The organism is Sinorhizobium medicae, from assembly GCF_007827695.1.
In the GTDB taxonomy this organism is placed as follows: Bacteria; Pseudomonadota; Alphaproteobacteria; order Rhizobiales; family Rhizobiaceae; genus Sinorhizobium; species Sinorhizobium medicae.
In genome coordinates this window covers 324,100-347,050 of sequence record NZ_VITA01000006.1, presented here as the reverse complement: position 1 = coordinate 347,050, position 22,951 = coordinate 324,100, and the positions used below count along the sequence as shown (strand labels likewise).

At 62.8% G+C, this 22,951-nt stretch carries 18 protein-coding genes; 15 read left to right on the top strand and 3 right to left on the bottom strand.

Annotation, left to right across the window (positions count from 1 at the left end):
- Window positions 1-19: 19 nt before the first annotated feature.
- From FB009_RS13380 to FB009_RS13365, 4 genes are all read left to right on the top strand, one after another.
- Window positions 20-1,180 carry a polyamine ABC transporter substrate-binding protein gene (locus FB009_RS13380; protein ID WP_011976298.1) on the top strand — a complete coding sequence of 387 codons (1,161 nt, stop codon included), beginning with the start codon at window positions 20-22 and terminating at the stop codon, window positions 1,178-1,180.
- 110 nt (window positions 1,181-1,290) lie between these two features.
- Window positions 1,291-2,157: an ABC transporter permease gene (locus FB009_RS13375; RefSeq protein WP_024310826.1), complete on the top strand. Its 867-nt coding sequence runs from the start codon at window positions 1,291-1,293 to the stop codon at window positions 2,155-2,157.
- Window positions 2,157-2,975 (top strand): ABC transporter permease, encoded by an 819-nt coding sequence (locus tag FB009_RS13370; RefSeq protein WP_011976300.1) that lies wholly within the window; start codon window positions 2,157-2,159, stop codon window positions 2,973-2,975. Before FB009_RS13375 ends, FB009_RS13370 begins: the two co-directional genes overlap by 1 nt.
- A gap of 4 nt (window positions 2,976-2,979) precedes the next feature.
- Window positions 2,980-3,741: an SDR family NAD(P)-dependent oxidoreductase gene (locus FB009_RS13365; RefSeq protein WP_011976301.1), complete on the top strand. Its 762-nt coding sequence runs from the start codon at window positions 2,980-2,982 to the stop codon at window positions 3,739-3,741.
- A 113-nt stretch (window positions 3,742-3,854) separates the two neighbouring features.
- On the opposite strand, the gene FB009_RS13360 is transcribed toward FB009_RS13365, so the two are convergent.
- Entirely contained in the window at window positions 3,855-4,826 is a 972-nt protein-coding gene (locus FB009_RS13360) for a GlxA family transcriptional regulator (RefSeq protein ID WP_024310825.1), read from the bottom strand.
- Between the two features lie 109 nt (window positions 4,827-4,935).
- On the opposite strand from FB009_RS13360, the gene FB009_RS13355 reads away from it, so the two are divergent.
- The 9 genes from FB009_RS13355 (at window position 4,936) to FB009_RS13315 (ending at window position 17,207) form a co-directional block, all read left to right on the top strand.
- The gene (locus tag FB009_RS13355; protein ID WP_011976303.1) at window positions 4,936-5,838 is read left to right on the top strand and encodes a BKACE family enzyme; all 903 of its coding nucleotides are present in this window, start codon (window positions 4,936-4,938) and stop codon (window positions 5,836-5,838) included.
- Window positions 5,839-6,029: 191 nt separating this feature from the next.
- Window positions 6,030-7,520 carry a carnitine 3-dehydrogenase gene (locus FB009_RS13350; protein ID WP_102045363.1) on the top strand — a complete coding sequence of 497 codons (1,491 nt, stop codon included), beginning with the start codon at window positions 6,030-6,032 and terminating at the stop codon, window positions 7,518-7,520.
- 87 nt (window positions 7,521-7,607) lie between these two features.
- A complete protein-coding gene (locus FB009_RS13345) occupies window positions 7,608-8,768 on the top strand; it encodes an acyl-CoA dehydrogenase family protein (protein WP_127581265.1) in 1,161 nt (386 codons plus the stop codon).
- A 103-nt stretch (window positions 8,769-8,871) separates the two neighbouring features.
- On the top strand, window positions 8,872-10,935 hold the full coding sequence (locus FB009_RS13340; RefSeq protein ID WP_011976306.1) for an acetate--CoA ligase family protein: 2,064 nt from the start codon (window positions 8,872-8,874) through the stop codon (window positions 10,933-10,935).
- A 4-nt stretch (window positions 10,936-10,939) separates the two neighbouring features.
- Window positions 10,940-11,722: a carnitinyl-CoA dehydratase gene (locus FB009_RS13335; protein ID WP_011976307.1), complete on the top strand. Its 783-nt coding sequence runs from the start codon at window positions 10,940-10,942 to the stop codon at window positions 11,720-11,722.
- Window positions 11,723-12,060: 338 nt separating this feature from the next.
- Window positions 12,061-13,650 carry an ABC transporter substrate-binding protein gene (locus FB009_RS13330; RefSeq protein WP_011976308.1) on the top strand — a complete coding sequence of 530 codons (1,590 nt, stop codon included), beginning with the start codon at window positions 12,061-12,063 and terminating at the stop codon, window positions 13,648-13,650.
- Entirely contained in the window at window positions 13,635-14,759 is a 1,125-nt protein-coding gene (locus tag FB009_RS13325; RefSeq protein WP_018012654.1) for an ABC transporter permease, read from the top strand. Before FB009_RS13330 ends, FB009_RS13325 begins: the two co-directional genes overlap by 16 nt.
- Window positions 14,756-15,583: an ABC transporter permease gene (locus FB009_RS13320; protein ID WP_011976310.1), complete on the top strand. Its 828-nt coding sequence runs from the start codon at window positions 14,756-14,758 to the stop codon at window positions 15,581-15,583. Before FB009_RS13325 ends, FB009_RS13320 begins: the two co-directional genes overlap by 4 nt.
- Complete coding sequence (locus FB009_RS13315) at window positions 15,576-17,207, top strand: ABC transporter ATP-binding protein (protein ID WP_011976311.1); 1,632 nt, start codon at window positions 15,576-15,578, stop codon at window positions 17,205-17,207. Before FB009_RS13320 ends, FB009_RS13315 begins: the two co-directional genes overlap by 8 nt.
- Window positions 17,208-17,352: 145 nt before the next feature.
- Here FB009_RS13315 and FB009_RS13310 read toward each other — a convergent pair whose 3' ends face one another.
- Window positions 17,353-18,147 (bottom strand): helix-turn-helix domain-containing protein, encoded by a 795-nt coding sequence (locus FB009_RS13310; protein ID WP_011976312.1) that lies wholly within the window; start codon window positions 18,145-18,147, stop codon window positions 17,353-17,355.
- A gap of 127 nt (window positions 18,148-18,274) precedes the next feature.
- Between FB009_RS13310 and FB009_RS13305 the strand changes: the two genes are divergently transcribed.
- Window positions 18,275-19,864, top strand: coding sequence for an ABC transporter substrate-binding protein (locus FB009_RS13305; RefSeq protein WP_011976313.1), 1,590 nt, complete (start codon window positions 18,275-18,277; stop codon window positions 19,862-19,864).
- A gap of 82 nt (window positions 19,865-19,946) precedes the next feature.
- Window positions 19,947-21,944: a CocE/NonD family hydrolase gene (locus FB009_RS13300; RefSeq protein ID WP_024310822.1), complete on the top strand. Its 1,998-nt coding sequence runs from the start codon at window positions 19,947-19,949 to the stop codon at window positions 21,942-21,944.
- Window positions 21,945-21,995: 51 nt separating this feature from the next.
- Here FB009_RS13300 and FB009_RS13295 read toward each other — a convergent pair whose 3' ends face one another.
- Window positions 21,996-22,934, bottom strand: coding sequence for an alpha/beta hydrolase (locus FB009_RS13295; RefSeq protein WP_011976315.1), 939 nt, complete (start codon window positions 22,932-22,934; stop codon window positions 21,996-21,998).
- Window positions 22,935-22,951: the final 17 nt, after the last annotated feature.

The window sequence follows — 22,951 nt, the reverse complement described above, 5'->3', positions numbered from 1 at the left end:
AAGATAAGGGAACAGCATCATGACCAAATGGTACAGAGAGAATGCCCCGATCACTGCGGACAAGCTTGCCGACGAGCTGATGCGCCTGAAGCGCGGCTCCGTTTCGCGCCGTCATTTCCTTGGTGTCACCGGCCTCGGCCTCGCGACCGCCGTCCTGGCGCGTCAGCCGGGCCTGTTCAACTCCACCGCTTACGCCGAAGACCTTGGCACGCAGATGTCGATCGCGACCTGGCCCAACTATCACGATCCCGCCACCTTCGAAGCCTTCACCGCTGCGACGGGCGTCGCCGTCGAAGTCAATGTCTTCGGCTCCAACGAGGAAATGCTTGCAAAGCTCCAGGCCGGCGGAACCGGCTGGGACCTCTTCGTGCCCACGAACTACACGATCTCCACCTATGTGAAGCTTGGCCTGATCGACGAGCTCGATCTCTCCAAGCTGCCGAACTACGATGCCTCGACGGAGAACGCGCGATTCACCAGCGAAGGCGTCGTCGAGGGCAAGACCTATGCCGTGCCGAAGAATTGGGGAACGACCGGAATTGCGGTGAATTCCGACAAGATCAAGGCTCCGGTTGCGAGCTGGAAGGACTTCTTCGAGATCGCGATGACGGAAGGCGACGGCCGCGCCATGGTGCACGACTATCAGCTCACCACCATCGGCAATGCGCTCGTTTCCCTCGGTTTCTCCTTCAATTCGATCAAGCCGGAGGAGCTCGCCAAGGCCGAAGAGCTCCTGATCAAGGTCAAGCCGCATCTCTACGCGATCAACAGCGACTATCAGCCGGCGATGCGCGCCACCGATGCATGGATGACCATGTGCTGGACCAATGACGGAGCGCAATTGAACCGCGACATGCCGGAGATCAAGTTCGTCCTCGGAAAGGATGGCGGCGAAATCTGGTCGGATTTCTACGCGATCCCGAAGAGTGCGGCGAACAAGGCCGCCGGTTACGCGCTGCTCGATTATCTGATGGCCCCGAATAGCGCGGTCAAGGAACACATCGCCAACGGCGCACCGACGACCGACAGCCGGGTTCTCAAGCTGCTGCCTGCAGACGTCACCTCGAACAAGATCGTCTATCCGGACGAAGCGGCTCTCAGCCCACTCGAATTCGGCGCTGCGGTGACGCTCACCGACCCGGGCCGGGCCGAGCTGATGGCGCGCTTCAAATCGGCTTGAGTTGGGAGTGACCGCCCCTCATCCGCCTGCCGGCACCTTCTCCCCGTAGTGACGGGGAGAAGGTGCCGGCAGGTGATGAGGGGCCACTTCAACGATCAGACGGAAATTCCATGCGCTCTGCAACGAACACGAAAAGGAACCTGGTGACGGCGGCGCTAGTCGCGCCGGCAGCCGCGTGGCTCGCGGTCTTCCTGGTGCTCCCTTTCATGGCCATGCTCGTCTTCGCCTTTGGCGAGCGGGCGCCTGAAGGCGGATACCAGGCGGCCTTCACCTTCACGCAGTTCGCCAATCTGCCGACCCGGGCGGCAGCCTTCTGGAACACCCTGCTCCTGGCACCTGCTGGTGCCCTGCTCTGCCTGCTCATCGCCTATCCGGTCGCCTACTACCTCGCCGTCAAGGCAGACCCGCGCTACCGCCTCATCCTCGTTTCGCTCGTCGTCGTTCCGTTCTGGACGAGCCTGCTCGTGCGTACCTATGCCTGGATGTACATTCTCGGCTCGCGCGGCATTCCCAATCTCCTGTCGATGATCGGTATAGAGGACGTCCGAATGCTGAACACGCCCGGCGCCGTGCTGCTCGGCATCGTTTACGGCTACCTGCCGCTGATGATCATGCCGATTTATGTGAGCCTCGAAAAACTCGATCGACGGCTGCTGGAGGCCTCTGCCGATCTCGGCGGCAAGCCAGTCTCCACGTTTTTCGGCGTCACGCTGCCGCTGTCGTTGCCCGGAGTCATGACGGGCGTCGCACTCGTCACCATCCTGCTTCTCGGCGAGTATCTGATCCCGCAGCTGCTCGGCGGCGGCAAGGTCTTCTTTCTCGGCAATGCACTGGTAGATCTCTTCCTGCAGTCGCGTAACTGGCCCTTCGGCTCGGCGATCGCCGTGACCCTCGTCGCCGTGGTCGTCGTCGTCCTCATGGTCGCGATGCGGGTCGCCTGGAAGGTCGCGGGCACAAGACAGGTGGATCTCGTCTGATGCGCGCCTTCATCTCGTCGGTCTATCTCTTCCTCTATGCGCCGATCGCCCTCGTCGTGCTGTTCTCGTTCAATGCCGGCCGCAATGCGAGCGAGTTCGCGGGCTTCTCGACTGCATGGTACGGCAAGGCGCTCGGCAACACCTTCCTCATCTCCGCGCTGCAGAACAGCCTGCTCATTGCCTTCACCAGCGCCGCACTCGCCGCCGTCTTCGGGACCATGGCGGCGCTCGGCATGGAGCGGCTCGGCCCCCGCATGCGCGCGCTCTTCGACGCACTCTTCGCAGCCGCGATCGTCGTGCCCGGCGTCGTCATCGGCATTGCCACGCTTGTTGCACTGGTTGCGGTGTTCTCCTTCGTCAACCCGGCAATTGCAGCCTTTTGGTCGGGCGATCGACCGCCGCAGCTAGGGCTCGGTTACGGATCGATCATCGCCGCCCATGGCCTTTTTTCGATGGCGCTCGTCACCATGATCGTCAAGGCGCGGATCGCGAGCCTCGGCCGCGACATCGTCGAAGCGTCAGGCGATCTCTATGCGACGCCGCTCACCACCTTCCGGCTCATCGTCCTGCCGCAGATCCTGCCTTCGATCCTCGCAGGCTTCCTCCTCGCTTTCACCTTCTCCTTCGACGACTTCATCATCGCCTTCTTCGTCGCCGGTTCGAAGACAACCCTGCCGATCTATGTCTTCGCCTCGATCCGCCGGGGCGTGACGCCGGAAATCAATGCGATCGCGACTCTGGTTCTGGTCGCGTCGCTGCTTCTGATCCTGACCGCCCGCGTGCTCATGCGCGAAAAGAAAAGCAAATCCGGGGAGTAAAACAATGATTCTGAAAGACCGGATCGCGATCGTGACCGGAGCGGGCTCCGGGATCGGCCAGGCGGGTGCCGCCATCATGGCGCGCGAAGGCGCGCATGTGGTGGTCGTGGACCGAAGCGTGAATGCCTGCGAAGACACCGTAGCGGCAATCGCAGTCAGCGGCGGCAGCGCCGAAGCACTCGCCATCGACGTCACCGATGACGACGCGCTCGCGGACGGCATCGCCGCTGTCCTTTACCGGCACGGCCGCATCGACATCCTGCACAACCACGCCGGCGCACAGGTCGCAGGCGATCTGGAAGGGGTCGAGGTGGCGGGCTTTGACCGCTCCTGGAACCTCAACGTCCGCGCACATTTTATGGCCGCCCGGTTCGTCATGCCGTCGATGAGGGCAGCCGGCCGTGGCGTGATCGTCAACACGTCGTCATCATCCGGGGTGCTCTATGATCGTGAGATGATCGCCTATACGACGACGAAGCACGCGGTCATCGCCATGACCCGGCAGATGGCCGGCGATTACGCGAAGTACGGCGTCCGGGTGAACGCACTCTGCCCGGGTTGGGTCGACACGCCTTTCAACGAGCCTTTCATCGCCCAGATGGGCGGGCGCGGCGCAATCGAGGCCTATATCCGCCAGAAGGTGCCGCTCGGCCGCTGGGCCAGCGTCGATGAGATCGCCGAATCGATCCTCTTCCTTGTTTCCGACCGTTCTTCCTACATGACCGGGCAGATCCTCGTGGTGGACGGTGGCGAGACGATCGTTTGACACGAGCCCTGCCTCGCGCCCGCGCACTGAATCACTTCTCGACGGAACGGCGGCAGGTCTTTGATTCGATTCGTGAAACCATTCTTTCTGAACTGCAGCCTGAAGCTCTTGAATCAGTTCTTCAACTTGAGCCGCCGGCGTGTCTCACTTGGGCTTTCTCGATAATGAGCCCTATAGCTGCGGGAAAATGAAGACGAGGAATTGAAGCCGGAAATCGCCGCGATATCGGCGAACGCCATCCGCGTCTCGATCACCTTGCGACGCGCCGCGTTGAGCCGGAGCGCCAGATAGTGCTCGTGCGGAGCGACACCCATCGTCTCCTTGAAGAGATCCTGCAGATGCCGGGCACTGATGCCTGCCCGGCGCGCCAGCCGGGCGAGTGTCAGCGGTGCCTCTACCGTCTCCTCCATAAGCTTTACCGCTGCACCGACCCGCGCATCCAGAATGCGCATATTGCCGATGGCCGGCACCTGCAGGAGGTCCCCGCGCGTGCGCTCCTGCTCGTAAATGAAGAGGCGGGATACTTCGAGTGCCAGCGAGTAGCCGTGCGCGCGGCGGATCAGTTCCAGCATCAGATCCAGCGTCGGCAGCGAGCCGCCGGTGGTAATGCGCTTGCGGTCGATGACGAACCGGTCGCGCACCATCGTGACCTGCGGATAGGCGGCCGAGAAGTCCTCGAAGTCCTCCCAATGGGTGGTGGCCGAGAAATTGTCGAGGAGGCTCGCCTCCGCAAGGAGCCAGGAGCCGGATTCGATTCCCGCCATCGTCTCCCTGTGCCGCGCCGTCTGCGACAGGAACATCTTGAGCTGCACGGTGGCGCTGCGCTGCCAGTGGTAGCTGGAAAGCACGAAGAGCGGCGCAGTCTCGCGCTGCGGACGGAAGGCCCCGGCCACCGGAATGGGAATGCCGCTTTTCGTCTCGATCGCATTTCCGTCAGGGCTGAACAGGGCCCAGCTGTAAAGCGGGCGCCCGGCTATCCGATTGGCGGCGCGTAAGGGCTCGACCACCGAAGCGACAAGAATGAGATTGGTCTCCGGCAATATCAGCAGATCGAGATGCTGCGCTTGCGAAGTGCTGCTGTCCACGCCGAAACTTCCTCCCATCCTTTCCGATACTGTATAGATTGCTTCTGTTTCTGAAAAGCAGTCCGGCGCTTTCTGGCTCGTAATGCAGGCAACGAAAGGGAGGACATCAATGCCGCTCAGCATGAACCGCGAGGTGTTCATCACATGCGCCGTCACCGGCGCCGGAGACACCGTCTCGAAATCCAGCAACGTCCCGGTCACGCCGAAACAGATCGCCGAATCGGCGATCGACGCCGCCAGAGCGGGCGCCGCCGTGGTGCACTGTCACGTGCGCGACCCCGAGACCGGTGCGCCGGCGCGCAGGCTCGATCTCTACAAGGAAGTGACCGATCGCATCCGCTCCGCCGATATCGACGTGGTGCTCAACCTGACCGCCGGCATGGGCGGAGACCTCGTCTTCGGGAATGTCGAAAACCCCTTTCCGGTCAATGAAAAGGGTACGGACATGGCCGGCGCCACCGAACGCGTCGCCCATGTCGCCGAGTGCCTGCCTGAAATCTGCACGCTCGATTGCGGCACGATGAATTTCTCGCTCGGCGATTACGTCATGACAAACACGCCGTCGATGCTGCGCGAAATGGCGCGCCAGATGACCGCACTCGGCGTGCGCCCCGAGATCGAAGCCTTCGATACCGGGCACCTTTGGTTCGCCAAGCAGCTCGTCGAGGAAGGCCTGATCGAGGATCCGGTGCTGATCCAGCTCTGCATGGGTATTCCGTGGGGCGCACCGGACGATCTCAACACTTTCATGGCAATGGTCAACAACGTGCCCTCGAGCTGGACCTTCTCGGCCTTCTCGATCGGCCGCAACGCGATGGCCTATCCCGCCGCCGCAATCCTCGCCGGCGGCAACGTCCGCGTCGGCCTCGAGGATAATCTTTATGTCGGAAAGGGCCAGCTCGCGACCAATGCCCAGCTCGTGGAGAAGGCGGTTTCCGTCGTGGAGAGCATGGGCGCAAAGATCATCGGACCGGAAGAGGTCCGCAGGAAGCTGAAGCTGACCAAGCGGTAAGAGCCGGGGCCCCTCATCCGCCTGCCGGCACCGTCTCCCTGTCAAAACGGGGAAAAAGACGCAAGCCATAGGCACCCAGTCCCCTCTCCCCGCCTGGGCCGGAGGGGCCAGTCCTCGGGTCGAACCCGAGGAGAGGAGCAGACTGCGATTTCAGGGGCAGACCGGGATTACAAGGAATCGAGGAGAGCGGAATGACCACCATTACCAAGGCCGCCTGTGTCGGCGGCGGCGTCATCGGCGGGGCCTGGGCTGCGCGTTTTGCGCTTGCAGGGATAGACGTCAACATCTTCGACCCGCATCCGGAGGCCGAGCGCATTATCGGCGAGGTCATGGCCAATGCTGAACGCGCTTATGGCATGCTGACCATGGCGCCGCTGCCGCCGCTCGGAAAATTAACTTTCTGCAAGAGCATTCAGGAAGCAGTCGAAGACGTTGACTGGATTCAGGAAAGCGTGCCCGAACGGCTGCCGCTGAAGCGCGGCGTCATCACCGAAATCGACGCGGCCGCCCGGCCCGACGCACTGATCGGCTCCTCCACTTCGGGACTGCTCCCGTCCGACCTGCAGGCCGAGATGAAGCACCCCGAACGCATGTTCGTGGCCCATCCCTACAACCCGGTCTATCTGCTGCCCCTGGTGGAGCTCGTCGGCGGCAAGAAGACTTCGCCGCAAACGATCAGGCGCGCCGAAGAAGCCGTCGCCGAGATCGGCATGAAAGGCGTTGTGATCGCCAAGGAGATAGAGGCTTTCGTCGGCGACCGGCTGCTCGAGGCGTTATGGCGCGAGGCGCTGTGGCTGATCCAGGATGACATCTGCGATACCGAGACGCTCGACGACGTCATGCGCTATTCCTTCGGCATGCGCTGGGCGCAGATGGGTCTCTTCGAAACTTATCGAATCGCCGGCGGCGAAGCCGGCATGCGCCACTTCCTCGCCCAGTTCGGCCCCTGCCTCAAATGGCCATGGACGAAATTCACCGACGTGGTCGATCTGGACGAGGCGCTTGTCGAGAAGATCGGCGCGCAATCCGACGCGCAGGCCGCCGGTCGCTCGATCCGCGAGCTCGAGCGCATCCGCGATGAGAATCTCGTCGGCATCATGCACGCCCTGAAAGCGAGCGACGGCGGCAAGGGCTGGGGTGCGGGCAAGCTGCTGGCCGATTTCGAGAAGGGGCTTTGGGCGAAGGGCGGCACCCCCTCGACAGCCCACGATGTTTCCGGGCCGCTGCGTCTGGTCGAGACCAGGGTCAATGCCGCCTGGGTCGACTACAACGGCCACATGACCGAGCATCGCTATCTGCAGCTTTTCGGAGATACCTCGGATGCTCTGCTCAAGCTGATCGGCGTCGACTTCGCCTATGTCGAGGCCGGTCACAGCTACTATACGGTCGAGACCCACATCCGCCATCTCGGCGAAGCCAAGCTGGGACAGGCACTCTATACGACGCTGCAACTTCTTTCGTCCGACGAGAAGCGGATTCACTTCTTCACCCGAATTCACGATGCAGCTTCGGGAGACGTGATCGCCACCGCCGAACAGATGATGCTGCATGTCGACGCCAAAGCCGGCAAGTCCGTGCCGGCGCCGGCCGAGGTGATGGCGAAGCTGAAGCCGATCGCCGAAGGCCATGCGAAGCTCGATGCGCCTGACGGCGCGGGGCGTCATGTGGGGCAGAAGCGGTAAGGATCGCATGCGGCAGCCCTCATCCGGCTGCCGCAGCCGCTTGCACCCATTTACCCCGGGGAGAGGGGCAACTGACGAGGGAGAACCATGAATTTCGCACTGACCGAAGAACAGCAGATGATCGTCGACACGGTCCGCAACTTTGTCGAAGCCGAGATTTATCCACACGAGAACGAGGTCGAGCGCACCGGCGTCGTGCCGCGCGACCTCGGGCAGGAAATTGCCCGCAAATGCAAGGAGCTTGGCTTCTTTGGCTGCAATTTTCCGGAGGAGGTCGGCGGCGCAGGCCTTGACCATCTGACCTTCACGCTGGTCGAGCGCGAGCTCGGCCGCGGATCAATGGGATTGACCGTTTTCTTCGGCCGCCCGTCAGGCATTCTGATGGCCTGCAACGAAGATCAGCGCGAGCGCTACCTCCTGCCCGCCGTTCGTGGCGACAAGTTCGACGCGCTCGCCATGACCGAGCCGGACGCCGGCTCGGACGTACGCGGCATGAAATGCTTCGCCCGCCCGGATGGCGACGACTGGATCGTGAACGGAACGAAGCACTTCATCAGTCACGCCGACATTGCCGATTTCGTCATCGTCTTCATCGCCACCGGCGAGGAGCAGACGCCGCGTGGACCGAAGAAAAAGATCACCTGCTTCCTCATCGACCGCGGCACGCCGGGCTTCGAGATCCGCGAGGGCTACAACTCGGTCTCGCATCGTGGATACAAGAACTGCATTCTGACTTTCGACGATTGTCGTCTGCCATCCGCCCAAATTCTAGGCGAGGTCCATAGAGGCTTCGATCTTGCCAATGACTGGCTTTACGCCACGCGCCTGACTGTTGCCGCCACCTCCGTCGGGCGCGCCCGCCGCGCCTTCGACTACGCGCTCTCCTATGCGGCGGAACGCAAACAGTTCGGCAAGCCGATCGGCGCCAACCAGGGTGTCTCCTTCAAGCTCGCGGACATGATAACAGAGCTCGATGCCGCCGACCTCCTGACACTCTCGGCGGCGTGGCGGCTCGATCAGGGCCTGCCGGCCAATCGAGAGATTGCCTCCGCAAAGGTTTATGCTACCGAAATGCTTGCCCGCGTCACCGACGAGGCGATCCAGATCTATGGCGGCATGGGGCTCATGGACGACCTGCCTCTCGCCCGCTTCTGGCGGGACGCGCGGGTCGAGCGCATCTGGGACGGGACGTCGGAGATCCAGCGACACATCATCAGCCGCGACTTGTTGCGGCCGCTGGGAGCTTGAGGATGCGGCAGAGTCTTCGTTTCGGCAAGTTGCCCCGTTGCACAGCGGCTGCAGTCGAGCAGAACGGCGCGGCATATCCTGCCTTGAGGGAGTGCATGGCTCGATGACCACCCCTTATCGCTCCCTCGACCGCCTCATCCGTCCCCGCTCGATCGCCGTCTTCGGCGGCAAGGAGGCGCGGCGCGTCATCGAACAATGCGACAAGATGGGCTTTTCAGGCGAAATCTGGCCCGTCCATCCGCGCGAAGAGGAAATCCTCGGCCGCCGCTGCTATCGTTTGGTAGCCGACCTGCCGGAGGCGCCGGATGCCGCCTTCGTCGGCGTCAACCGGGCGCTGACGATCGAGATCATCCGCGATCTCGCCGCGCGCGGCGCCGGCGGTGCCATCTGCTACGCTTCGGGTTTTCGCGAGGCGGCAAACGAGCTTGCCGACGGCAACGACCTGCAGGAGGCGCTTGTCGCTGCAGCCGGCGACATGCCGATCGTCGGGCCCAACTGCTACGGTTTCATCAACATGCTGGACGGCGCACTGCTCTGGCCCGACCAGCACGGAATGCTCCGCGTCGAAAGCGGCGTCGCTATCCTCACGCAATCCTCCAACATCGCCTGCAACATCTCCATGCAGAAGCGCGGATTGCCGCTGGCCTATGTCATGACGGCCGGCAACCAGGCGCAAACCGGCCTTTCCGACATTGCCTGCGCCGTCCTCGAGGACCCGCGTGTGACCGCCGTCGGACTGCACATCGAGGGTTTCGACAGCATCGAGGCCCTGGAGCGGCTGGCCACTCGGGCACGCGAACTGCGCAAGCCAGTGGTCACGCTGAAGGTCGGAAAATCGGAAGCGGCGCAGCTTGCCACCGTCTCCCACACCGCTTCCCTTGCCGGCAACGACCGCGTTTCATCGGCCCTGCTCGCCCGCCTCGGTATTGGTCGGGTCGATACGCTGCCGGAGCTTCTCGAAACCCTTAAACTGCTGCATCTTCACGGGCCCCTGGCCAGCGCCGATATCTCCTCGATGAGCTGTTCGGGCGGCGAGGCATCGCTGATGGCGGATGCGGGCGTGCGGCGCAGCATCAACTTCCGGCCGCTCAGGGAAGAGCAGCGCAATCCGCTTCGCGAAAGCCTCGGCGAAATGGTGACGATCGCCAATCCGCTCGACTACCACACCTTCGTCTGGGGAAATCGCGACAAGCAGACGGCCGCCTTCACCGCCATGATGCAAGGCGGCTACGCGCTCAATCTGATTGTCCTCGATTTCCCGCGGCTCGACCGCTGCGACGCCGCCGACTGGGTAACGACCTGCGAGGCGGTCGTCGATTCCTCAAAGGCAACGGGTGCCCCCGCCGGCATCGTCGCCAGTCTCGGCGAAAACATGCCGGAGGAAACGGCGCTCACCCTGATGGCGGCTGGCGTCGTACCATTCTTCGGCATCGACGAAGCGCTCGCTGCCGCCGAGAATGCCGCGGCGATCGGTGCGGCCTGGGCACGTCCCGTGGCACCTCCCCTGCTTCGCTCGTTCCCCGAAGCCGGCGACATCGTCACCCTGAGCGAAGCCGAAGCAAAAGGCGAGCTCGCAGCAGCGGGCGTGACCGTTCCGCGCGGCAGGAGCGTCGCTACCCCGGAGGAGGCAGCGACCGCTGCCGCGGCACTCGGCTTCCCCGTCGTCCTCAAGGGCCTTGGGGTGGCGCACAAGACCGAAGCCGGCGCGGTCAAGCTCAATCTGGCTAGCCATGACGAGGTCATTGCTGCGGCGCGGAGCATGACAGCCGTCGCCTCCGGTTATCTCGTCGAGAAAATGGTCGCGAAGCCCGTGGCGGAGCTGATCGTTGGGGCGATGCGTGATCCCGTCGCCGGGCCGGTGCTGACCATCGGCGCGGGCGGAATTCTCGTCGAGCTGCTGGAGGATTCGGCAATCCTGACGCTGCCGGCCACGCAAGAGGCGATCCGCGACGCGATTGCGGGCCTCAAAATCAGCAAGGTGCTGAACGGCTATCGCGGCAATCCGAAGGGCGATATGGCGGCATTGGTGGCAACTGTCGCTGCCGCGGCATCCTATGTCGTTGCAAACGCTTCCAAGCTCGAAGAACTCGATATCAATCCTGTTATGGTGTTGCCGGAGGGCCAGGGAGCCCTTGCAGCCGACGCCCTGATCCGCCGGAGGAAATGACCCTATGACCGGACCGATCCATACCCGCCGCGAAGGTGGCATTCTCGAAGTCACGATCGACCGGCCGAAGGCCAATGCCATCGATCTGAAGACCAGCCGCATCATGGGCGAGATCTTCCGCGATTTTCGGGACGACCCGGAGCTTCGCGTCGCGATCATCACAGGCGCCGGGGAGAAGTTCTTCTGCCCGGGCTGGGACCTGAAGGCGGCGGCAGACGGCGACGCAGTCGACGGAGACTATGGCGTCGGCGGCTTCGGCGGCATGCAGGAATTGCGTGACCTCAACAAGCCGATCATCGCGGCCGTCAACGGCATTTGTTGCGGTGGTGGGCTGGAGATCGCACTCTCCACCGACCTCATCCTCGCAACCGAACATGCGAGTTTTGCACTCCCGGAGATCCGCTCGGGCACGCTTGCCGATGCCGCGTCGATCAAACTGCCGAAACGCATCCCCTATCACATTGCCATGGACATGCTGCTCACCGGCCGCTGGCTCGACGCGGTCGAGGCGAATCGCTGGGGCTTCGTCAATGAAATTCTGCCGGCCGGACGGCTGATGGACAGAGCCTGGGAGCTGGCGCGCCTGCTCGAAAGCGGACCGCCGCTCGTCTATGCCGCGATCAAGGAAGTCGTCCGTGATGCGGAAGGCCGGGACTTCCAGACCACGATGAACCGGGTCACCCGCCGCCAGTTCAAGACGGTCGACACCCTCTATTCGAGCGAAGACCAGCTGGAGGGCGCCCGCGCCTTCGCGGAAAAGCGCGACCCGGTCTGGAAGGGACGCTGAGACAAGCGGTCATCGGCCGCAAACTGGAGAGGAGCCGGATAATACCGGCCGTTCAGCGTGGCGCGCCGCGAACACCGGTGTGTGCGGATGATCAGTCATTCCATAAGACATGCTTATGGGAAAGATTTATAATTTAGGACGTTACAAGCCCGGCCCGAGCGGTTAGCCTTATGGTTGAACAGGGCGGGTAGCGCGAAAACGGCTCGAAGAAGGAGGTCAGGATAGGAACCATCACGGTGGACTGCAAACCACCTTCCGGCCATCGACCGATGGCAATGCGCGAACACTCTACCAATCACAACGATCGGCGAATGCCGACCCAGGAAGGGAACAGCGGAATGAGCGATTACAAAGACTACTTGGCTCGTCAGGTCATGCTCGGCAAGATGAAGCGGCGCGAGTTTCTCGGACGCGCAGCCGCTCTCGGCATTGCCGCGTCGAGCGCAAATATGCTCTTCGCGTCCAGCGCCGCAGCGCAGGAGCCAAAACGCGGCGGTCACCTTAAGCTCGGCCTAGAAGGGGCTGCTGCAACGGACTCGCGGGACCCCGCAAAGGCCCTGTCGCAATTCATGTTCGTCGTCGGCCGCAACTGGGGCGACATGCTGGTCGAGAGCCATCCGACGACCGGCGAGCCGGTGCCGGCACTTGCGGAATCCTGGGAACCCTCCGCCGATGCGTCCACCTGGACCTTTACGATCCGCAAGGGCGTGAAATTCCATGACGGCAAGGAACTGACGATCGACGACGTCATCAAGACTCTGCAGCGACACACGGATGAAAAATCCGAGTCCGGCGCGCTCGGCGTGATGAAATCCATCAAGGAAATCAAGGCCGATGGCGATAAGCTCGTCCTGGTGCTGACGGAAGGCAATGCGGACCTGCCGCTGCTTTTGACCGACTACCATTTGATCATCCAGCCGAACGGCGGCACCGACAATCCCGATGCGATGATCGGTACCGGTCCCTACAAGGTCGCAAGCTTCGAGCCGGGCATACGCGCCACGTTCGAGAAGAACCCGGACGACTGGCGCACCGACCGCGGCTTCGTCGATTCCATCGAATTGATCGCCATGAACGACGCGACGGCGCGTGTCGCGGCGCTTTCCTCGGGCCAGGTCCACTTCATCAACCGCGTCGATCCTAAAACCGTCAATCTGCTGAAGAAGGCGCCGACTGTTGAAATCCTCAACACGTCCGGCCGCGGCCACTACGTGTTCATCATGCATTGCAACACGGCGCCCTTCGACAACAACGATCTGCGCATGGCGCTGAAATATGCCATGGACCGCGAGACCCTCGTAGAGCGCATCCTCGGCGGCTACGGCAAGATCGGGAACGACTTCCCGATCAACGACACCTATGCGCTTTTCCCGGAAGGGATAGAGCAACGCACTTACGACCCCGACAAGGCCGCATTCCACTACAAGAAATCCGGCCATAGCGGTCCGGTGCTGCTGCGCACCTCCGACGTCGCCTTCCCGAACGCGGTCGACGCCGCGGTTCTCTACCAGGCGAGCGCCAGGAAGGCCGGCATCGAGATCGAGGTCAAGCGCGAGCCCGGCGACGGCTACTGGTCCAATGTCTGGAACGTCCAGCCTTTCTCGACATCTTATTGGGGCGGACGCCCGACCCAGGATCAGATGTACTCCACCGCCTATCTCTCGACGGCCGACTGGAACGACACCCGTTTCAAGCGTCCGGATTTCGACAAGATCCTGCTTGAGGCGCGTTCCGAGCTGGACGAAGCCAAGCGCAAGGACATGTACCGCACCATGGCGATGATGGTGCGCGACGAGGGCGGCCTGATCCTGCCCATGTTCAACGACTTCGTGAACGCGGCCGGCAAGACGGTGAAGGGCTATGTCCACGACATCGGCAACGACATGTCCAACGGCTATGTCGCGACCAGGGTATGGCTGGACGCCTGATGATGGAAAGCGGACCGATCACGGGTCCGGTCGCGACGGATGCGACCGCAGGCGAGACAGCCCTGCGGTCCTCCGATCTTGCCGGTATCCCAGCCAAACCCAACCCGGCCGCGGAAGAGCGCGGCGGGACGATCTGGCAGCGCTTCGCCTTTCGCCGCCCACTCGCCGCGCTGATCCTCCAGCGCCTTGGCTTGAGCGTCGGCTTGCTCTTTGCCGTATCGCTGATGATCTTCGGCGGCATCGAAGCCCTGCCCGGCGATTTCGCCACCACTTATCTCGGCCAATCGGCGACACCCCAGGCCGTCGAGAACATCCGCCAGGATCTCGGGCTCGACCGCCCCTGGAGCGAGCGCTATCTCAGTTGGCTCGGCGGTGCCGTTCAAGGCGATTTCGGCACCTCATGGGCAAGCAGGAACTCCGTCAGCGAACAGATAGGCAATCGCCTCGGCAACTCGCTCTTCCTCGCCTTCTTCGCGGCGCTCGTCTCCGTGCCGCTCGCGGTGGGACTTGGAATGCTCGCGGTGCAATTCCGAAATCGCCTGCCGGACAAGATCATCAATGTGATATCGCTCGCGGCGATTTCGCTGCCGGAGTTTTTCATCGGCTATCTGCTGATCATGTACTTCGCCGTCGAATGGGGCGTAGCCACCTTTCCCGCGACCGTCTATAACGGCATGGGCTTTACCGATCGGCTTTCGGCGATCGCACTTCCGGTCGCAACCCTCGTGCTGGTGGTTCTCGCTCATATGATGCGCATGACGCGCGCGGCGATCCTCAACGTCATGTCCTCGGCCTATGTGGAGACAGCCGAACTCAAGGGCCTCGGCACGTTCCGCATCATCGCGCGCCACGCCGCCCCCAACGCCGTGGCGCCTGTCATCAACGTCATCGCGTTGAACCTTGCCTATCTCGTCGTCGGCGTGGTCGTCGTCGAGGTCGTCTTCGTCTATCCCGGCATGGGGCAATATATGGTGGATGCCGTAACGGTGCGCGATATGCCCGTCGTGCAGGCATGCGGGCTGATCTTTGCGGCCTTCTATATCTTCCTCAACATGGCGGCAGACATTCTCGCCATTCTCGCCAATCCGAGATTGAGGCATCCGCGATGAACTTGAGAACCATACCCTTCAGTGCCTGGATCGGCATCATCGGCATTGCTATCGCAATTTTCTGCGCCCTCTTTGCTCCCCTTCTCGCCCCCTTTGGCGAGCGCGAGGTGGTGGGCGATGTCTGGCTGCCGGCCGGCGGCGATTTCCTCCTCGGCACGGACAATCTCGGCCGCGACCTGCTCTCGCGTCTGATCTACGGCGCTCGAACGACGATCTTCGTCGCGCTGGCGGCAACCGTGATATCCTTCGCTCTCGGTATGATCCTGAGCTTCACCGCGGCCGTCACCGGCGGCTTCGTCGATCAATTTTTCTCCCGCTTCAACGACCTGATGATGGCGGTGCCGACGCTGATTTTCGCACTCGTCGTTCTCGCAGTGCTGCCGCAGCATCTGTGGATCCTCGTCCTCGTCATGGCCGTGCTCGATTCGACCCGTGTCTTCCGCATCGGCCGCGCCGTCGCACTCGATGTCGCGGTCATGGAGTTCGTCGAGGCTGCGCGACTGCGCGGCGAAGGCACTGTCTGGATCATTTTCCGGGAGATCCTGCCGAACACGCTGTCGCCACTCCTCGCCGAGTTCGGTCTGCGCTTCGCCTTCTCGATCCTGTTCCTCTCCACCCTCTCCTTCCTCGGCCTCGGCATTCAACCGCCGGCCGCCGATTGGGGCGGCATGGTCAAGGACAACAAGGACGGCATCATCTTCGGCATATCGGCCGCACTCATCCCTGGCGGCGCGATCGCGGCCCTCGCAATCTGCGTCAATCTCGTCGTCGACTGGCTGATGAAGCGCACCTCCAGCCTGAAAGGAGGCCGCGGCGATGCCTGATCTGCTTTCCGTCAAGAACCTGAAGATCGAGGCGACGAGCTATCCCCCGGGCGAGCCGCCGAAGGTCGTCACGCTGGTCGAGGGCGTTTCCTTCGACCTCGAAAAGGGCAAGGTACTCGGCCTCATCGGCGAGTCCGGTGCCGGCAAATCGACGATCGGTCTTTCTGCGCTGGCCTATGGCCGCGGCGGATGCCGTATTATCGGCGGCGAGGTCCTGCTGAACGGCAAGAACATACTGACGCTCGGCCGCAGCGGCATCAACGCCGTGCGCGGCGCACAGGTGTGCTACGTCGCACAGTCCGCGGCCGCCGCCTTCAACCCCGCCCACAAGCTCGGCGACCAGGTGATCGAGGCTTCGCTTCGCCACGGCATCATGAGCCGTGAAGAGGCAAGCGAACGTGCGCTCTATCTGTTCCGGGTCCTCGGCCTCCCCAACCCGGAAAACTTCGGCGATCGCTACCCTCATCAGGTATCGGGCGGCCAATTGCAGCGCGCCATGACCGCCATGGCGCTTTGCTCCAAGCCGGATCTGATCGTCTTCGACGAGCCGACGACCGCGCTGGACGTGACCACCCAGATCGATGTGCTCGCGGCGATAAAGCACGCGATCGAGGAGACCGATACGGCGGCACTCTACATCACCCACGATCTCGCGGTCGTAGCCCAGATTTCCGATGACATCATGGTGCTGCGTCACGGCAAGACTGTCGAATACGGCACGACGAAGCAGGTGATCGAGGCTCCGCGGGAGGAATACACCCGCGCCCTCGTCAGCGTCCGTCAGGCCAAACGCGACGAAGCTCCGGACCAGACCGGCTCGCTGCTCAAGATCGAACATGTGCATGCCGGCTACGCGAACGGCTTCAAGGTATTGCACGACGTCTCGATGCACCTGCCGAAGGGCCAGACGCTGGCAATCGTCGGCGAATCCGGCTCAGGCAAATCGACGCTCGCGCGCGTCATCACCGGGCTGTTGCCGCCAAGCGAAGGGCGCATCACCTTCGAAGGAAAGGAATTGCCGAAAGCGCTGAAAGGCCGATCCAACGACGAACTGCGCCGGATCCAGATGATCTACCAGATGGCCGATACGGCGATGAACCCGCGCCAGACGGTGCGCGACATCGTCGGGCGGCCGCTCTCGTTCTACTTCGGCATGCACGGCGCCAGGAAGACCGAGCGGGTCAAGGAACTGCTGGACCAGATCGAAATGGGGACGCCCTTCCTCGACCGTTACCCGGCCGAGCTTTCCGGGGGGCAGAAGCAGCGCGTTGCGATCGCCCGGGCGCTCGCCGCCCAACCGGAGATCATCCTCTGCGACGAGCCGACTTCGGCGCTCGATCCGCTGGTTGCGGAAGGCATCCTGAACCTCCTTCTGAAACTGCAGGAGGAAACCGCCGTTTCCTATGTCTTCATCACTCACGACATCGCCATCGTCCGGGCGATCGCCGACAGCGTCGCCGTGATGCATCGCGGTCGGCTGGTGCGCTTCGGCCCGAAATCGAAAGTCCTTGCGCCGCCCTTTGATGACTATACCGACCTGCTTCTGAAGTCGGTTCCGGAAATGGAAATCGGCTGGCTCGAAAAGGTGCTGCAGACGCGCCGGATGGAAAGTGCCGGCAATTGAGTGCGAGTGGCGGCCGCCATGGCCGCCACTCGGCCTGCCGAGATCACGATGTTTTTAGGTCGGGTCGACCTGGAAACATGAACGTGATCGCTTCCAAAGAGCGGAATGCGGGCGGAAAACCGCGCACGCTTTTTCTCATCCCGCTCTAATACTCCGCCGGAATGGTCAGCACCTCGGCCTCGGGCACCTCGAGAAAGCGTCTCACCGCGGACGGCAGATGCCGCGCGCCAAACGGCACCAGCCCGCAACGCGAAAGCATCTGACGCTTGTCCGGATCCTGACCGATATGCCGCCAGATCATCCGCGATGCGTAGGGCAGGTTCTCCTTGCGCCATGAAACCCCCATCGTCGTGCCGCGCAGATAGACCCGCTGGTGCAACTCGAACGGCATCAGGATCGTCTGCGCCAGCATCGCCGCCTGCCCCACGGTGCGCTCGGCAATGAAAATGCGGTTTCGCCAGAAGGTGACAAGTCCGACATATTTTGAGAACTGCTCGATCTCGTTCGCCCTGTCGCGTATGCGCTCGATCGATTTTACCCGGATCGAGCCGCCTTCCTCATAGATATGCGCGCAGGAACAGACGACGAAACCGGGCCAGGAGAGCGAAAGATGATAGGTCTGGTAGTAGCCGAAATGACGGCGAAGGGCTGCGGCATCGCCCGGGAACCCCTCGAGAAGCTGCCCCGCTTCCAGGCGGTGTCGCTCCGGGCGGATCATGCGGGCCTCGAAGAGTTTTGGCGGCAGCAAAAAATCATCGGCCGAAAGGCCGAAGAAGGCCGCGATCCGCGCAACATTATGGGCCGAGGGCCGCGCTTCACCGCTGATATATCGATTGAACTGCTGGCGATTTATGCCGATCTCGCGGCAGACCTGCGAGATCGAGCGCCGCGTCGCACAGGCGAAACGCAGATTGGTCGCGAATATATCGTCCTGCGGCAAGGTCGGTGGTTCCAGTCCCGGTTCGCCGATAGCGTAAAGCAGCGAAAACCAGCGTCAAGTCGCGAAATTGTCTGGCGCCCGGCAGGCGCTAGATTTCCTCCCAACAAAACACTCAAGGGGAACTGGAATGACCGAATTCACGAAGCGTCCCGATGGCCTCATCGTCCCGGCCGGCATCAACCGGCGCGGCTTTCTCGCGGGCACAGCAGCGCTTGGCATCGCCGCAGGGCTCGGCAGTTCACTCGTAGGCGGTGAAGCGCGGGCGCAGGAACCGAAGCGAGGCGGCCATCTGAAGCTCGGCCTCGACGGCGGCGCGACAACCGATTCACTCGACCCGGCAAGCTACAGCGGTTCCGTATCCTTCGTAATCGGCCATCTCTGGGGCGACACACTGGTCGAATCCCATCCCGAGACCGGCGCTCCGCTGCCGTCAATCGCTTCCTCCTGGGAGTCGTCGGCCGACGCTTCGGTCTGGACGTTCAAGATTCGAAAGGACATTGCGTTCCACGATGGCAGGAAACTCGCCGTTGCAGACGTGATCGCAACCTTGAAGCGGCACTCCGACGAAGGCTCCAAATCGGGCGCGCTGGGACTTATGCGCTCCGTGAAGGCAATTGAGGAAAAGGCCGGCGATCTCGTCCTGACGCTGACGGAAGGCAATGCCGACCTGCCGCTTCTGCTGACCGACTATCACCTCATCATTCAGCCGGACGGCGGCGTCGATAATCCGGCTTCGCCGGTCGGCACCGGACCCTACAAGCTCGCAAGCTACGAAGCCGGTATACGTGCGACCTTTGAAAAGAACACCGCCGACTGGCGCTCGGACCGCGGCTATGTCGACAGCGTCGAAATCATCGTCATGAATGACACCACGGCGCGCATTGCGGCGCTTTCCTCCGGGCAGGTGCACTTCATCAACGGCGTCGAACCGAAAACCGTGCCGCTGCTCAAGCGCGCGCCCCGCGTGGAAATTCTGCAGACTTCGGGCAAGGGCTTCTACAGCTTCCTCATGCATTGCGACACGAGCCCCTTCGACAATAACGACCTGAGGCTCGCGCTGAAATATGCGATCGACCGGCAGGCCATTCTCGACCGTGTGCTCGGCGGCTTTGGCACGCTCGGCAACGATTATCCGGTCAATGAAAACTACGCGCTCGCACCTGAAGGCATCGAGCAGCGTGCCTACGATCCCGACAAGGCCGCCTTCCACTACAAGAAGTCCGGCCATGACCGGCCGATCCTGCTGCGCACATCCGACGCCGCCTTCCCGGGCGCGGTCGACGCCTCCGTCCTCTTCCAGGAAAGCGCCCGCAAGGCCGGCATCGAAATCGAGGTACGTCGCGAACCGGAAGACGGCTACTGGACCAATGTCTGGAATGTGCAGCCTTTCTGCGCATCCTACTGGGGCGGCCGCCCCACACAGGACTCCCGCTATTCCACCTCCTATCTTTCGAGTGCGGAATGGAACGACACGCGGTTCAAGCGAGAGGATTTCGACAAGCTGCTCCTGCAGGCGCGCTCCGAACTGGACGAAGCCAAGCGCAAGGCGCTCTACCATACCATGGCTCTCATGGTGCGCGATGAAGGCGGCCTCATTCTGCCGGTCTTCAACGACTATGTGAACGCCGCCTCCGCTTCGCTGAAAGGTTTCGTGCACGACATCGGCAACGACCTTTCGAACGGCTATGTCGGAAGCCGCGTCTGGTTCGACAGCTAAAAGTGCAATGAGTAGGTGCAGGTGGCTTTTTCCACCGGCACCGCGCATCTCAACAGTCAAGCACCGAATGGAGGCGGCCGACATGGTCGATCGCAATTTCAGCGTCATCGAAAACGAATGGATCACCCTCAAGGACGGAACCCGGCTTGCCGCTCGCATCTGGATGCCTGAAGGGACCGAGCAGAGCCCGGTTCCGGCGGTGCTGGAATATCTCCCCTATCGCAAGCGCGACGGCACCTGCGCAAGGGACGAATCGACCTACCCGGCCTTCGCGGCGGCTGGCATCGCCGGCGTGCGCGTCGATATCCGCGGCTCGGGCGAATCCGAGGGCGTGATCGACGGCGAATACACACCGCGCGAATTATCCGACGGCTGCGAAATCATCGAATGGATTGCGGCGCAGCCCTGGTCGAACGGCAAGGTTGGTATGATGGGCATTTCCTGGGGCGGCTTCAACTGTCTGCAGGTGGCGGCTCTCAAGCCCGCGGCGCTGAAGGCGGTCATCTCGATCGCCTCGACCGTCGACCGCTACAATGACGACATCCACTACAAGAACGGCTGCCATCTTTCCGCTCAGCTCTCCTGGGCCGCGACCATGCTCGCCTACCAGTCCCGATCCCCCGATCCGGAACTCGTCGGTGAGGGCTGGCGGGAGATGTGGCTGCAGCGACTCGAGAACGAGCCCTTCTTCCTGGAGGAATGGCTGGAGCACCAGCGCCGCGACGACTTCTGGCGGCATGGCTCGATCTGCGAAGATTTTGAAAGCTTCCAGATCCCGGCGCTGGTGATCGCCGGCTGGGCGGACGGCTACCGCAACACGCCGGTCAAGGCGGTCGAGGGCTTGGGCGGCAGGGCCAAGGCGCTCATCGGTCCATGGGTCCACAAATATCCGCATTTCGCCTGGCCGAAGCCGCGGGCGGACTTTCTCGGAGAGGCGATCCGCTGGTGGAACCGCTGGCTTCGTGACGAAATGAACGACGCCGAGCAGGTGCCGCAGATGCGCGCCTATATCCTCGACGGCCCAAGACCCTCGGTCAGGCGCAATGAAGATCCGGGCCGCTGGATCGCCAAGGACATCTGGAGGACGCCGGAGTTGCGGGCCTTCACCATATCGAACGACGGGAGCCTGGCCGCTCAGCCGGCACCGGGACGCGGGGTCGGCGATGTCTACCTCCGATCGCCGCTCGACACCGGCACTGCTGCCGGTGAGTATTTCACGCTGAAGCCGGACGCGGAGATGCCCGGCGACCAGCGCATCGATGATGCGGGCTCGCTGACTTTCGACACACATCCCCTGCTCGAGGCGGAGGATTATCTCGGCCAGCCTGTGCTCGACCTCGAGCTTTCCTGCGCTTCCGACACTGCCAATCTCGTCGCGCGGATCGTCGACGTCCACCCGGACGGTACGGCGACCCGCGTCGCCTTCGGCGTCCTCAACCTGGCGCATCGCAACGGCAATGCGAAGCCGGTGCCGATGGAGAAAAACAAGAAGACGCATGTTTCGCTGGTGCTCGACGCCTGCGGCTATCGCTTCCGTGCCGGTCACCGCATCCGTTTGTCGCTGTCGACTTCCTATTGGCCGATAATCCTTCCGTCACCGACCGATCCCGGCCTGGCGATCGACACGACCAGCATCTCGCTTTCGCTGCCGCTTCTCGGGGAACATCGCGAGATCGTGGTGCCGCAGCCCGCCAACCCCGACCCGTTGCCGCATTATATCGAGCATTCGCCTGCCGAAACGCGCCGCACCGTCGAGCGCGATATGACGAAGTGCCTGACGCATTACCGCGTCTACGAGAATACCGGCCTCGTCGAGCATCCCGGCACGGGCAATGCGACCCAGGACATCCGCGACGAAACCTGGACGATCGCGCCGGACGATCCGAATTCGATGACGGGCGTATCCACCTGGACCTGTGTCGCGCGCCGTGGGCAGCAATCGCTGAAGACCGTCTCTACCTCCCGCCTCGGCTGTACGGAAACCGAGTGGATCACCTCCGCTCAGGTCGAGGCGTTCGAGGGTGAAGAGAAGATCTTTGAGAAGAGCTTCGAGAAGCGGATCCGGCGCGATTTCATGTGAACGACCGGAGCGGGAAAGCCCCTCATCCGGCTGCGGGGGTTAGTCCTCGGCTTAGACCCGAGGAGAGGGGCAAGTGCCGGCAAGTCCCGCAACACCCCGCACCAGCTGGCCGAAGCCTTCCCGCGCACCGGGACTCATGTGGCGAGCCCGGAGCCAGGAATGGACCATCTGCGGCTCCTCGCGATAGGTGACGTCGACGCCCGCCTTGGCAAGCCGGGCGGCATAGGCGCGCGCATCATCACGCAAGGGGTCAAAATGGGCGCCGGAAACATAGGCCGGGGGAAGCCCTGACAGGTTCGCGGCGCGCAACGGGTGCGCAAAGGGCTCATCCGCCGGTGCTTTCAGCACATCGCGGTAATAGTCCACATCGGCGGTGGAAAGCAGCGGCGCCTCGGCCATCTCCAAATAGGAGCCGCGCGTCAGATCGCCGCCGAGGCCGGGATAGATCAGGACCTGCCCGGCGATGCCGGAGAGCCCTTCGGCTTTTGCCTTCAGCACGATCCCAGCGCAGAGGTTGCCGCCGGCGCTGTCGCCCGCGACGACGAGCGGACGCCCATCGGCAAGCAGCGCTTCCATCACGTCATAGCAGTCCTCGAAGGCTGCGGGCCATACGTGCTCGGGCGCGAGGCGATAGTCCGCCGACACCAGTTCGACCCGCGCGCCATCGGCAAGCTCGGCGCAGATCGCATCATGGCTCTCAAGTGAGCCGACGACGAAGCCGCCGCCGTGTATGTAGAAAACACGCGTCTCACTCGCGACTTCGGCCGGACGATAGCGCCTGATGGCGATTCGACCAGCCACGAGGTCGTCACGCCGCGTCAATCCCTCCGGCGATGGCGCATCGAACTCGGCGCAGAGTGCGTCATACCATCGGCGCTGCTGCGCGACGGAGGCGTTGACCGCATCGGCGGGGTAGAACGCTTCGCAGCGTTCGTGAAAGGCCAGAATGCCGGCTTCCGTCGGCATTGGTCTTGTCGGTCCTGATCCCATCCCCGCACTCCCCGCTG